The following is a 12,411-nucleotide window of genomic DNA, read 5'->3' as shown; positions in this document are numbered from 1 at the left end:
GTCACACCCGTTCCCATTCCGAACACGGCAGTTAAGCTCTTCAGCGCCGATGGTAGTTGGGGGTTTCCCCCTGTGAGAGTAGGACGCCGCCAAGCAATGTTTATCACATCAATTAGGATTCATAAACCCGTATAAACAGGTTCAAATCCTATCTACGCATTCTAAACCTTAGGATTATCCTAAGGTTTTTTTGTATAAATTCCACCATTCGTTGGTAAGGCTTATTAAAAGCATGATTTTGGTAGGGGGCTTCTCGAATGACCGGTAAAGAAGAAATCCTGGACAATAAACAAATTCTTCATTCTTTTGCGGAATGGTTAATGGGTCAAAATAAATCCGATGGTACGATTAAAACCTATGTGGGAGTTATCTCCCAGCTTCTTCAATGGTTTAAAGATGAGGCGGAAGAGATTGAAAAATCCCATGTCCAATCCTATTTAGACGATATGGAACAGTCAAACAAGAGTGCAGGAACGATTGAAAAGCATTATTCAGCCATTACCATGTTTTCCAGGTTCCTTGATAAACCCGAAATCGTCCTCAACATCGATCGTAAAGCAAAGGAAAAGAAAGAAGATCCGCCAAAAGCCCTGAACATGCTTGAGCAAGCTGCTCTCCTAAAAGAAATAGAGGCCTCTGGGCATTTCAGGAATATTGCCATTGTCTACACAATGATTCATACGGGTATCCGGGTGTCCGAACTTTGTGATTTGAACCATAGCGACATTCAAAAAGAGGGAGAAAGGCAATATATCCTCATCCGGGATTCAAAGGGTGATATAGACAGGAAGATTCCACTTTCCATGACTGCTAGTGAAAAGATCAAGGCATACAAGGAATTTTTAAATATGGAAACGGAGGCCATCTTCATATCCAGTGTGAATCAGCGCATCACGCCAAGGTCCGTGCAATATATGCTGAATAAATATAATGCGACTCCCCATAAGCTGCGGAATACGTTCTGCCAAACATTAATCGATAAGGGGATAGACCTTCAAACCGTTTCAAAATTGATGGGGCATAAAGATCTGAACATGACCAAACGTTATATAGGAGAAGGAAAAGAAGAATTGGAATCAGCCATTGAAAATACTTTTGATAATTTGTAGGATTGGGAATACTTAACGATATACAAGAAGTTTTCCTTCATTATATAAAGTTCCAATAGCACGGGGAATTTAAATTTAAGGAGTATCCATCAGTGGGAAATGGATGGCGACTATGCCTGGACGAATCATTATTCCCTGGATCCATGAGAATAACCGTGCCCATACAAGCTGTCAAAAACTTGAACAGCAGCCGTTGCAACCTCCATATCATGTTCAACGGTGCTGCCGCTGGCTCCAACAGCACCCACAATATGGCCTTCCATTACAAGCGGGATTCCGCCTCCAAAAATAACAATACGGTCATCTGTGGTGTTTATGCCATACAATTCACCATTTGGACGAGCCATTCCCGCTAAATAGGAAGTGGGCATTTTCAAGGCAACAGAAGTCCAGGCCTTTTTTTGAGCAAGGTCAATACTTGAGATCCAGGCATCATTCATGCGGTGGCAGGCGATTAAATTCCCGCCTTCATCAACAATGGCAATCACTTCTGAAATACTGAGCTCCATTGCTCTCCTTTCTGCGCCTTTTATTAACTTTTTTGCCATTCCTAACGTTAAAATCATTGAAACATCTCCTTTATGATGGGAATTTTCGTATGGAACCGAGTTGAAATTGTTATTTGCATTATATGATCATAGATAAAAAGGGTGTTAAACATTTGTAACCCTTTCTGGCTGTCATTAATGCAGTCCTCTTTGCCATGACTTGGATCACTCTGGTGAGAATGCCGAGTGTGTATGAATAAACGAAATAATTTATTGATTTTTATATTAACCATAGGAGTTTTCGGCATCTTAAATACCGAAATGGGGGTTATTGGGTTATTTCATACACAATGGCACTATTAATACAATGAGGGTTCTTTCTTTATATAGTAGATTCCACTCAATTCTAGTAGATTCCACTGTCAATAAAAAACTTTAACAAATTTATTTTAGGTCTTGCAAAATGGAATTCATATGGTATCGATACAGAAGTAGTAAGAAATATAAATAAAAAACTCGTCCAGAAATCTTTCTCACGCATTTTATTATGAAGGAACGTAAACATAAACATGATTGAAACTAGGCTCACACATGTTACTGAATCAAACGAATTATTAGTAGGTTAAAAGCATAACTCCTATTACATGTTTGTTAAAAGGTATCTGTAAGCAAAAAAAGTCGGGTGGTACCCCACCCGATCCGATGATAAATCATATTTTCACTGAGTAAAGTTGATTGTTATTTACGCTTGGTTCTGTACTTTTAATGGTTTCAATCAGTGCCTTCAAGGTTTCCGGACCTACAATGCCGTCCGCCAAATATCCATTTCGCTGCTGGAATAAGGGACTTGTCACTCCTGTAGCAAGGAAGCAGTTCTATAATCGATATCAAGATTTAATTGTAGATGAAACACTAAATTCATTTACTTGGATCCGAAGATTAAATGTAGAGTTAAGTTTAGAAACTATACAAAGAATGGTATGCTGCGCATTCCATCTTTCGTTGAATATATATTATAAGCGTCTATCCATTGGGTAGGCGTTTTTATGTTTGTTCCTAGCAAGCCATGAGCAAATTAGGCATTACCCTTGTAGTTATTTTTATATTTGTAGGAATTGGAATTTTTATATTAAGAAACCAAAGTCATCAATTACACGTCGTATTGGTTTATACCAGAAAGTATATAAGTTGATTAAGATGAACAACAAAACCATGTTACTTAACCTAACATATCTTTTGACTTTTTTTCCATTACCCATTATATTTATAAAAATACCTTCTCTTAAGTCTGTCAAAATCCCAGAAAAGAGAGGGGTTTATTGAAGTGTATCGTTTAAAAAAGATAAATAAATGGAGAATTAAACATTTATTTGAGCCAATGATCCATAAATTTTAACAATTAAAATTAGTCCTCTTTGGTTAAAGAAAATATAAACAAAGGTGGGTTTGAGATGGGGTTGTTAGGTAGAGTGGTATTTTTAAAAAGATTACGAGAAGAGCTATTGGAAAAAAGAAAACAAGGAGCCACTGAGCTTCAACTTGACGAAATTGACAAGCAAATACGGAAGATCGATCTAGAGATACAGAATATGAGAAAATTGATGGAATAAATAATTTCGTGAATTCCCGACTTAAGAAGTAATCAAAAAAGCCCTTTTTTTCCTTTGTCCCATAAAGCAGCTTGTTCGATAAAAGGTTGAATTGACTATAGGATTTCTTCAATTGAACCCCCTCTTTCTAACCAGGTAACCGTATGATGGATCATGCAATAGGCAACCCTCGGATCGGACATGTCCTTCAAGATGGCGACTTCATGCAATCCTCCCCTTTCGCCGTATTCCGTTTGCAGCAAGTAGGTATGCATATACTCCTTCGTGTCGGTATAGTTCATTGCAAAATTCACATCCTTCCATCTAGTCATACCGAACCTTAGCAATAAAGTATTGCAGGCCGTTTGAGTCAAGGATTTTCCTGTCTTTTGCTTATATATCGGATTTAACGTTTTGCAAAGAGTCCGGAGCTTGACCTTCATGACATAATCGACAGGGAACTTAATGTCATGCTGCTTGTCTTTCCTGACTTTTCAGTTCAATAAAATGGCCTTCATGGCTTGGCTTGAGTTTCCTATTCGGTGTAAGAAGAAGCATTAAAGAGAGTCAAGAATAATATCACCACAAATAGGATTGTTATATAGTCTATTTAACTAACCGGGTGCGAAGATCTAAGCAAACTTTAAGTTAGCCTTTTCTTTATAACATCTATCGAGCGCAGTTTAGTTGAAGAAGGATTATTGATTCTGGTTGCCGAATTGTTTAAATTAACCGATCAAGATTCAGATGCGGTGCGAGGGGTCATCTTTGCCACAAAATGACTAAGGTAAATAATAAATTAGTTAAAAAGAAAGAAGTGAAGGTTTTGATTAAATATAAATGCCTCCATCATGTAAGTCTTACCGTTACAGATTTGGAAAGAGCAAAAGAATTCTATGGTAAAACTTTATGTTTAAAAGAAATAGAGCGTCCTAATTTTGATTTTCCAGGCGCCTGGTATGAAATAGAGGGACATCAACTTCACTTGATAGTCGATCCCACTTCACAGACGATTCGTAAGGATAAAAGATTATCCAGCAGAGAAGGTCACTTTGCCCTTAGAGTCGAGAACTACCATGACACTCTTAAATGGTTAAAACAGAAGGCTGTTGAAATCCTTGAAAAACCATACGGGAAAAGTGGATTCGCACAAATTTTCTGTGCCGACCCTGATGGTAATTTGATTGAACTAAATGTTAATCAACGAGATCTATAAATAGGCAACAGAGATAAGGGCTTCCATTACTGGCTCTTTTCTTATTGAGTGATGGGGAAGCATTCCTGTAATGAATGAAAATGAGTTTGAGCACAATCTTTCATATTAAAAAAACAGGTAAGTATGTGATTTAATACACTTAAACTAACAGGTGCTTTAGCTGAAATTCGGATTTTAAGGCAGCTCTTTTCTTATGGAACTAAAGGGGCAGGATAGTTGAAGAAGAAATCGAAAGATTAATAATGTTTTCTATAAATGGGTGGGGAGAGAATATGATTGATAAAATCAGAAGGTTATTTAAAAAGGAAGAACTGAATGAGGTTGATGAAGAAAGGTATGCTTTTATTCCAGTAAACGAAGAGTTAAAAAGAAATATAATTAAATTAGAAGTGTTAGGAGAAGAATTAGGTAAAGTTCTTCAAAGAAAATATGCAAATAAATTCGAAAGCAAAGGAAAACAAAATCTAAGGATTTGGATATGCAGGGACATTGATGGTGATGAAATAACTGACATTACTTCTCAAAAATGCTTAGAACTAGAGTATCGTTCTCAAATAGCTATAGATTATGATGGTCCACAATACGATGTTTATGCAGACACAATTGAGTTATGGCATTTTAGTGATGTTATTAAAGGTAAAGCTTACGGAACTATATACAATTTAACAAAATGTAATTTAGAAACTGAAATTGAAGCTACTTTAATAAAGTTACTTAAATAAATTATGCAGTTCCTTAATGAACTAACGGGTGCGTTAGTTCATTAAGGAACACAAAAATGATTAATCATTGGTCTTTTTCTTACAGGTTTAAATATTTTTCATACTGAGTTAGTAATTCCATATAATTTTCAGTGGGTTTTATATCAGGTTTTTTTTGTTTAACAAAGTAAAGGGCTTCTTCTCTATTTAATCTATATTTTCGCATATAAAATGCAGTAATGACAAAGCCCAATCGTTGTATTCCTAAAGTATCGTGTATTAATATTCGATAGCCCTGGTCAAACAATTGATTAATCTGTTTCATCAGGTTATCGACCAATTCTAAACTAGGAATTACCCGAATAGTAAGAGGAACCCATATCATTATTCTTCTTGAAAAATCAAATGGAGGGCGGTCAGGTTTAGTACGTAGGTTCACTATGACTGATATATTTCTTTGAACAAACCCCCAATCATCGGGGTAAATTTGTCCTCCAATGTACAATCGCCCTGGTATCATTTCCACAAAACCCATTTGCATTGCCACCTACTTCATTTTAGGGATGAAATATATTATGTTTTATCTAATGAAATGGCTTACTAATTAATTTTGCTATTTTACAGAATTTCCTTAATGAACTAAAGGGTGCATTAGTTCATTAACAGGGGTTGCTGCGGCAGCCTTTTTCTTATGGAACTAACGGGGCAGTTTAGTTGAAGAAGAAAACGAATTGATTGGTGTTGAATTAAATACCTAACTATATTTTTTATACAAAGATGTAACTGCTAGGCAGAATAAAATATGTAGAAAGTTGGTCAGAATATATTGAAAAAGGAAAAAGAGTCGGCAAAGCGACCCTCCTCTAAGATTCACTGTATTTACTTTATTAAGTATTTATTCAACGCTTGTTGTAAAGTTCCTAATGTTTGTGCTTTTTCATTTAATAGTATTCCTTTGCGTATCATATTGCTCGCCACTTCAGCTCTTAACCCGGTAATCACAGTGGTACATCCCATTAATGAAGTGCCGTAAATAATCTTCATTAAATGATCGATTACCTCAGTATCAATTTCCATAATTCCAGATAAGTCCATAATCAATGTTTGAATACGTAATTTTCCAATCTCTGTTAAAACTTTTTCCTCTAGAATATTCGTTCGGTAAAGATCAACCGCACCAATTAAAGGCAAAATACATATAGTAGGTGTTATTGGGATTATTGGCACAGAAAGATTTTCGACCAATTCTCTTTGAGCCATTATCAATGAATCTTTGTATTGAGAATATGTGATAAAAAAAACATTTAAAAACCTGTCTACTTGATTATTTATTTCTTTTTCTACCGAAAAAAAATCTTCATTTATAACGTGATTCGTTACCTTGTTATATCCTTGTAGGAACTTCCACAAAGTTCTTCGAATGGCTTGCACCCACTCTAATTTGAAAATTAATGGTATTTCGTGTGTCGCCCAAGCTATACCTTCTTGTTTAGCAAATGATTGAAGCTCTTCTTCTTCACCCTCAACAATGTATCGAACCAGCTTACGGGCATTATTTACCAGGTCAATATTACCGACCATTAATATTTCTTCAATTTTGTCTTTCACATTAGATGCTTCGTTTAATAATGAATCATCAAAATCCTCGTTATTTTCTTCGATGAATTTCATTAATTTATATATATCAAGTGACGAATCCATAATTTTAATCTCCTTTTTGTACAATGCCAAATCATTAATACCCTATTATTATAAGTACTAAACCCATTTACATACAAATAACTTCTAATTTAAAGGAAAATGGATGATATTTATGTTAATTAATATTGTGAAGATTTCTACTTAAACTAACGGGTGCTTTAGCTGAAGAGCTGGGCAGTCTTTAAGGCAGCTCTTTCTTTATGCAACTAACGGGGCAGGATAGTTGAAGAAGAAAACCTTGATTGTCCAGGCGTTTATTATTATGTATGATACAAGTAAATAAACACCATTTAAGATAGAAAGAGGATGAAGTATTCTGGATAAAACAAAAGTAATGGCTTACTTTAGTGTATTTGGTAATGAACCTACAAAAACTTACAAAAAGGGAGATATTATAGAAAAAATTAATAATCCCAATCTTGTATCAACCAAGATTAGACGGAGAAAAGAAACCGTTTGGACTTTAAGCACTGGATATCAGGAATCATACGATATTAACAACCAGTTGAATACAATTCTTAAATCTCTTGAAGGTAAAACGAAAGAATTAAAACAACTAAAGGAGAAATATAGTTTAGAGTTTCTTTTTATGATTGTAATTCAAGTAGAAAATGACGAAAAGCCCGCAATGTATTTACAGAAAAACATTATAGATTTTGCCAGCTTAATTCAAGCAGAAATCCACTTTGATTTATATATATTTAGTTAAGAAAATTATTAGTTTTCTTGTTCAACTATAGGGTGAGCTAGCTGAGGATCAGAGCTGTTTTTAAGGCAGCTTTTTCTTTATGGAACTATCGGGGCAGTTTAGTTGAAGAAGCGTAGTGTATTCGTACTGTGAGCTAAAGAAAAGTTATCTAAACCCTTGGGGAGTGGAACAATAACAATTCAAGAAAAATAGTTAAGGTATCTGTTATGGTAGAGTAAATGTAAACTTTGTCCATAAGAAAATGAAGCATGAATAATCAAGCTACAATCTGGAGGAATTTATTATGGAAAAAGAAAATTTTGTATAAAAAAAACCTTCCCAAATAGAGAAAGGCTTTTTTGTACAGGAAATAGTAGTTATTGTTCGTTTAAAAAATCCATAAGTATTTCATAATAAAATTTTATTTCTTCCTCATCTGTATCAACAAGGACTCTGATTTTGTCTATAATTGATTCATCAGTAATGTATTCACTTCTAATTAAACCGACAACTATTTGGGCGCAGGCATATCTAAGGGCCATATTAGATTCACTTTCAAGAAAATTAATAATAATTGAAATAAATTCCTCCATATCTTCGTAACTAGATGACCAAACATATAATCCTTCAATTTTTTTATTTATTTCCGTACTTTTCAATAATTCTTTAGCTAGTCTAGAAGTATTTACATCTGCTACTGTGTTTGAAAAATCATCTTCATCTTCATACTCAAAAAGATTATCAATCATTTCTTTAAATGATTTGAAAATAACAGTAATTTTATTTTCCTCTATGTCTATAAAAGTAATTTCAGGTTCAATTTTATTATTTCTATAATCTAATACTGTCCAGGTATGACCATCACCGGATATAGTAATGAAGGCTTTCTCTTTAATCCCCCATTCTTTTAGTAATACTTTTGAATTGAAAATACCTTTATTTTTTTTTATGCCATAAAGATAATGTAAAGGTATATGGTCATCAGCCCATGAATTTTTAAAATTTACGGGTAACGCTTGATATTTAAGGTACCCGCCATTTTTAATTTTTAGCAATTCAATATACTCTTTTGGTAAGTTAACATTGAATTCTTTTTCTGCTTTTCTAATATCTTCTTCTGTTAATTTTGCTAATTCAATTTCTACGTCTATATAATCTTCACTATCTTCTGCCCATATATTTCTCATTAATATTCTCCTTAAATAAATGATTAAGAAAGTAGTTTCCTTGATAACTTTCCGATATTATACTTGATTCACATCTTCACTATATAACTATATCTTGCATAGATGAATTTGCATAAGTTTTTTTGCATATAACAGGCAAGTTCTGTGTATGAACTGGGATCATATTGATTTTTGTATTTTTATTTCAAGGGCTCTTTTAAAGGATGCTGTTGATTTTCATGTTGAAGAAACGGGGCAGCTTAGCAAGATTGTGAAAGTTTGTACTTAAACTAACGGGTGCGTTTACTGAAGAACAGAGTCGTCTTTGAAGGCAGCTCTTTCTTTATGGAACTATCGGGGCAGATTAGTTGAATAATGACTTTAAGAGAATAGGATAAAAAATCGTTTATAGCTAATTAAGGACTCGATTATAATAAAGATGACAATGAAGCTTAGTAATAATAAGGTGGTTAAAACAATTGAAATGGGAAAATGTAGCGTTTGGTGGTTCAATTTTTATTGTACTAACTTTCCTTCCTCCGTATCTTGATATAATTGGTATTTCTTTTTGGCTTAAAGCAGTATGTATAATTGCTGTACTTTTTAGTGTTCTTTTTATTGTATCTAAAATCAAACTCCTTCAGAAATCGGTAACAAAAAAAGTAGGCTGGTTGAGTTTGATTTCTGTTTTTATTTTAGTAGTCATTTTTGATATTTTAAACAATTAATGAGGTACGTTTAATAAATTTATTTTAGGTCGATTTTCTACTTGGAAATCGGCTTTTTTAATTTCAGGATAGTGTCATAACTCAGAAGTTATGGAGGGTTTCTTGTTCAACTAACGGGGCAGGATAGTTCCATAAGGAATACTGTTAATTAACGTTGTTTAATTTACAATAAAGTCGTTTAAAACATAATAAAGTTATTTAAAAACGTCATTCATATTATTCCATTAAAGGGCCAGATTGTTGAGGAACATAGCAATTAGCAGCAAGCTAGTTTACTTAATAAATCTTATATACAATAAAAAAGGATCTTTGATTGGAAGATCCTTTTTTTATTGCATAATTTATTTTCTTATTGTCTTTACTTAGAACATGAATTTCATACGGGCCAGGAAATGATTTTTTTATTTGTTTATATTGAAAAAATTCATTTGTGAGTTCTTCAATACGTTTTCCTATACAAGAGGATTTCAATAAGGAACTTACCGAAGATGATTATCTGACAGCTGATTTAAACGCATATTGGATGAATATTGTAGGAAGTTTAAGCTATGCATTGAAAGGAAATGCAAAAAGTATCCCCCAAAGTCAGATAGAATGGCTTCATTTCTCTTTCTTTGATATGTTTCAACAATATCGCTTTTTGAAAGAAAAAATGGTTGATTATCCAATATTGTATGAAGAGTATATGAATAATGAAAAAGTACGACAATTATTATTGAAATATTTATCTTCCCAATAATCCTTGTTAAGCTAACAGGTTCTATACTTCATGACCAGGAGCTGGTCAGCAGCTCCTTTTCTAATGGAACTATAGGGGCAGGATAGTTTAACAAGAAAAAAGTTCATTTATTGTTATAATCATAAAAAAATAGGGGATGTTTAGTTGGATTTCCAGCCAAAGAATAGGAGTGGTTTGAATTTATGGCAATAACAAAGAAAAGATTCTTCATTATTTGTATAGTGGTTATCATACTCAAGTATCTTGCAAGCTCTGGTCTGCAATACTTCAGGGGACAAACGATAAATTGGTTAGGGAATTTAGCATACGCATTCTATTTCGTAGCATTTCTTTCACTTTTACTTTGGTTATTTGGAGATTCTGGTAAGAAAAAAGCCGATCATTAATACAGTGATTGGCTCAGGCTTTTGAGAAACCCTCGACAGCCTTTAATGAACTAACGGGGCAGGATAGTTGAAGAGTGCTCTTTGACCTTTGTTCAACAATTGGGCCATATAGTTGGTGCCAAGGGGTTTGGTTTTGGTTGGGGTGGGTTCCCTTTAAGAATCTTTTGTAAAATGGGTTTGAATAGCACATGTAATACAATTATTAATGATTTTTTACATCTTCTTCGAATATATTTATGGTATATGTTGTTATAAATTGAAGGAGGATTACTTTGGATACTTTCCAAATACTTTTATTCATTCATATTATATTCGGAATAATATGCTTATTTTCAGGTGTAATAGCTATGTCCGCCAAAAAAAGAAGAGGTATTCATACAAAATTGGGTGAACTCTATCATGCATCTTACGTTGTAATATTTATTACTGCAATCATCTTGTCAATTTTGCGATGGGAAGAAATCGCTTATTTGTTTTATGTGGCCCTTTTTTCTTACTCCTTTGCGATTTATGGTTACCTTGCACGTAAAAGACGTTGGAAAAACTGGATTCATCACCACATTAGAGGTATGTTAGGTTCTTATATCGGTGCTGTAACAGCTCTTTTGGTTAATATTGGGGTTATGGTTCCTCTACTTAACCAACTGCCCAAACTATGGCTTTGGTTTATACCTACTATCATCGGAACACCTTTGATTTATATCGTAAGCCAAAAATACACAAGAAATAAAAAAGAAGAACCGGGAAAAGAGTTGTCCAAGAAAGAAAACAACAATACTTTATAACAGAGCCTAGTATTAAAAAACAACATTATTTCTTTAACAGAACCAAGATTTTAAAAAACTCTGATAATCCTGACTTATGTTAAATAAGGCACAAAGAGAAATATGTTATTCTTGTTCAGCAATCGGGCGCTATTCTTTAATAAAAATCGCTTTTCTTAATGAACTAACGGGTGCGTTAGTTGATTAAAAAGGCTCCCAATTTGGTGGCCTTTTTAAATCGCAATTGACACAAACTGCGTATTAAAAGCGCCTTTCTCAAAGGGTGCTAAGTTATTTTTAAATTTATTCCTCTTATAGTAAATGTAGGATTACCCCTTTAATATAGTAAAGGAATCAACGTTACATTCATTTAAAGCATTTTCAATTAATGAAAGCTGATCATTAATCATTGATAAGTATAAAATATGTGAGTTATTTATTTGTTCCTTTAACTCCAGCAGCAGCTTTTTATCCCTTAAAACAATATTAATCTCTTCTGGATGTAACATATCACTTCTCCTTTAGTTTGAATATTAACTTTTACCCAAATTATTACATTTAGTAACTTTTGAGCAGTGATTACTAATTAGTAAAATATACCATGCATTTTCATGGTTAATAGTTACGGAACAGTCCGAATAAACCGAGAGACTGAACTACACATATCCAAAAAGTCACATTGTGATAGCAAACGTCATTAACTGTGCGTTAAAGATGTACAGTGAGTGACGTTTGCTTTTACTTGAACTATCGGGGCAGGATAGTTGAATAAGAGGTTTTGGATAATTATAGTAAATATATGTGAGAATAAGTATCCAAAATTAGGGGGGATTTTATGATATATGATAATCAAAATAAAACTATTACCACTAAAAGGCTAGTACTAAGACTGTTTCAAAAATCTGATGCAGTAGCTGTTACTAAACTTTGTATTTTTACTTAACGGTTGCTTTATATCAGGGATTGCTGCGGCAGCCTTTTTCTTACGGAACTAACGGGGCAGTTTAGTTGAAGAAGGAAAATGGAATTATTGTGTAGAATTGATAGGGGCAATAAGTCAGGGGGAGAATTTTTGTTAATACATAAAATCGATGACGAAGTATCTTTGAGGTTATTCAATGTGGGTGACGCTGAAG

General features: G+C 33.7%; 15 protein-coding genes and 1 rRNA gene. 9 read left to right on the top strand and 7 right to left on the bottom strand.

The window, feature by feature from the left end:
• Positions 1–95 (top strand): 5S ribosomal RNA (gene rrf, locus ACFVS1_RS26625); the annotation flags it as partial.
• 162 nt (positions 96–257) lie between these two features.
• On the top strand, positions 258–1,109 hold the full coding sequence (locus ACFVS1_RS26620) for a tyrosine-type recombinase/integrase (RefSeq protein ID WP_352927102.1): 852 nt from the start codon (positions 258–260) through the stop codon (positions 1,107–1,109).
• Positions 1,110–1,237: 128 nt separating this feature from the next.
• Here the strand turns inward: ACFVS1_RS26620 and ACFVS1_RS26615 are convergent, their stop codons facing one another.
• Positions 1,238–1,675: a GlcG/HbpS family heme-binding protein gene (locus ACFVS1_RS26615; protein WP_352927099.1), complete on the bottom strand. Its 438-nt coding sequence runs from the start codon at positions 1,673–1,675 to the stop codon at positions 1,238–1,240.
• 632 nt (positions 1,676–2,307) lie between these two features.
• A complete protein-coding gene (locus tag ACFVS1_RS26610; protein WP_387552171.1) occupies positions 2,308–2,451 on the bottom strand; it encodes a peptidoglycan-binding domain-containing protein in 144 nt (47 codons plus the stop codon).
• Between the two features lie 597 nt (positions 2,452–3,048).
• On the opposite strand from ACFVS1_RS26610, the gene ACFVS1_RS26605 reads away from it, so the two are divergent.
• On the top strand, positions 3,049–3,207 hold the full coding sequence (locus ACFVS1_RS26605; RefSeq protein WP_352927094.1) for a hypothetical protein: 159 nt from the start codon (positions 3,049–3,051) through the stop codon (positions 3,205–3,207).
• A 95-nt stretch (positions 3,208–3,302) separates the two neighbouring features.
• Here the strand turns inward: ACFVS1_RS26605 and ACFVS1_RS26600 are convergent, their stop codons facing one another.
• The gene (locus ACFVS1_RS26600) at positions 3,303–3,488 is read right to left on the bottom strand and encodes a hypothetical protein (RefSeq protein ID WP_387552169.1); all 186 of its coding nucleotides are present in this window, start codon (positions 3,486–3,488) and stop codon (positions 3,303–3,305) included.
• A gap of 524 nt (positions 3,489–4,012) precedes the next feature.
• Here ACFVS1_RS26600 and ACFVS1_RS26595 point away from each other — a divergent pair.
• Together ACFVS1_RS26595 and ACFVS1_RS26590 are read left to right on the top strand one after the other, a co-directional pair.
• On the top strand, positions 4,013–4,402 hold the full coding sequence (locus ACFVS1_RS26595; RefSeq protein WP_352927111.1) for a VOC family protein: 390 nt from the start codon (positions 4,013–4,015) through the stop codon (positions 4,400–4,402).
• Positions 4,403–4,674: 272 nt separating this feature from the next.
• Entirely contained in the window at positions 4,675–5,124 is a 450-nt protein-coding gene (locus ACFVS1_RS26590; protein ID WP_387552165.1) for a hypothetical protein, read from the top strand.
• Positions 5,125–5,203: 79 nt separating this feature from the next.
• Here the strand turns inward: ACFVS1_RS26590 and ACFVS1_RS26585 are convergent, their stop codons facing one another.
• Together ACFVS1_RS26585 and ACFVS1_RS26580 are read right to left on the bottom strand one after the other, a co-directional pair.
• The gene (locus ACFVS1_RS26585; protein ID WP_387552162.1) at positions 5,204–5,638 is read right to left on the bottom strand and encodes a protein-tyrosine phosphatase family protein; all 435 of its coding nucleotides are present in this window, start codon (positions 5,636–5,638) and stop codon (positions 5,204–5,206) included.
• Positions 5,639–5,982: 344 nt separating this feature from the next.
• Positions 5,983–6,804: an STAS domain-containing protein gene (locus ACFVS1_RS26580; RefSeq protein ID WP_387552159.1), complete on the bottom strand. Its 822-nt coding sequence runs from the start codon at positions 6,802–6,804 to the stop codon at positions 5,983–5,985.
• A 334-nt stretch (positions 6,805–7,138) separates the two neighbouring features.
• On the opposite strand from ACFVS1_RS26580, the gene ACFVS1_RS26575 reads away from it, so the two are divergent.
• Positions 7,139–7,513, top strand: coding sequence for a DUF4279 domain-containing protein (locus ACFVS1_RS26575; RefSeq protein ID WP_387552156.1), 375 nt, complete (start codon positions 7,139–7,141; stop codon positions 7,511–7,513).
• 356 nt (positions 7,514–7,869) lie between these two features.
• Here the strand turns inward: ACFVS1_RS26575 and ACFVS1_RS26570 are convergent, their stop codons facing one another.
• Complete coding sequence (locus ACFVS1_RS26570) at positions 7,870–8,679, bottom strand: SMI1/KNR4 family protein (RefSeq protein WP_387552153.1); 810 nt, start codon at positions 8,677–8,679, stop codon at positions 7,870–7,872.
• Positions 8,680–9,137: 458 nt separating this feature from the next.
• On the opposite strand from ACFVS1_RS26570, the gene ACFVS1_RS26565 reads away from it, so the two are divergent.
• From ACFVS1_RS26565 to ACFVS1_RS26555, 3 genes are all read left to right on the top strand, one after another.
• Positions 9,138–9,386, top strand: coding sequence for a hypothetical protein (locus tag ACFVS1_RS26565; RefSeq protein ID WP_352928203.1), 249 nt, complete (start codon positions 9,138–9,140; stop codon positions 9,384–9,386).
• A 430-nt stretch (positions 9,387–9,816) separates the two neighbouring features.
• A complete protein-coding gene (locus ACFVS1_RS26560; protein WP_387552150.1) occupies positions 9,817–10,125 on the top strand; it encodes a YxiJ family protein in 309 nt (102 codons plus the stop codon).
• A gap of 658 nt (positions 10,126–10,783) precedes the next feature.
• Positions 10,784–11,296, top strand: a complete 513-nt coding sequence (locus ACFVS1_RS26555) for a DUF2306 domain-containing protein (protein WP_387552147.1) — start codon at positions 10,784–10,786, stop codon at positions 11,294–11,296.
• Between the two features lie 308 nt (positions 11,297–11,604).
• On the opposite strand, the gene ACFVS1_RS26550 is transcribed toward ACFVS1_RS26555, so the two are convergent.
• Complete coding sequence (locus ACFVS1_RS26550) at positions 11,605–11,784, bottom strand: hypothetical protein (RefSeq protein WP_387552144.1); 180 nt, start codon at positions 11,782–11,784, stop codon at positions 11,605–11,607.
• Positions 11,785–12,411 lie beyond the last annotated feature (627 nt).

Source organism: Peribacillus sp. NPDC058075 (genome assembly GCF_042885195.1).
Taxonomy (GTDB): Bacteria; Bacillota; Bacilli; order Bacillales; family DSM-1321; genus Peribacillus.
The sequence above is the reverse complement of the archived record's forward strand: the minus strand, read 5'-3'. Positions and strand labels throughout refer to the sequence as shown.

Coding starts and splice junctions, on each gene's coding strand:
- ACFVS1_RS26575 (WP_387552156.1), top strand. CDS start 7,139: ATGGCTTACTTTAGTGTATTTGGTAATGAACCTACAAAAACTTACAAA.
- ACFVS1_RS26550 (WP_387552144.1), bottom strand. CDS start 11,784: ATGTTACATCCAGAAGAGATTAATATTGTTTTAAGGGATAAAAAGCTG.
- ACFVS1_RS26580 (WP_387552159.1), bottom strand. CDS start 6,804: ATGGATTCGTCACTTGATATATATAAATTAATGAAATTCATCGAAGAA.
- ACFVS1_RS26600 (WP_387552169.1), bottom strand. CDS start 3,488: ATGAACTATACCGACACGAAGGAGTATATGCATACCTACTTGCTGCAA.
- ACFVS1_RS26585 (WP_387552162.1), bottom strand. CDS start 5,638: ATGGGTTTTGTGGAAATGATACCAGGGCGATTGTACATTGGAGGACAA.
- ACFVS1_RS26620 (WP_352927102.1), top strand. CDS start 258: ATGACCGGTAAAGAAGAAATCCTGGACAATAAACAAATTCTTCATTCT.
- ACFVS1_RS26570 (WP_387552153.1), bottom strand. CDS start 8,679: ATGAGAAATATATGGGCAGAAGATAGTGAAGATTATATAGACGTAGAA.
- ACFVS1_RS26605 (WP_352927094.1), top strand. CDS start 3,049: ATGGGGTTGTTAGGTAGAGTGGTATTTTTAAAAAGATTACGAGAAGAG.
- ACFVS1_RS26615 (WP_352927099.1), bottom strand. CDS start 1,675: ATGATTTTAACGTTAGGAATGGCAAAAAAGTTAATAAAAGGCGCAGAA.
- ACFVS1_RS26590 (WP_387552165.1), top strand. CDS start 4,675: ATGATTGATAAAATCAGAAGGTTATTTAAAAAGGAAGAACTGAATGAG.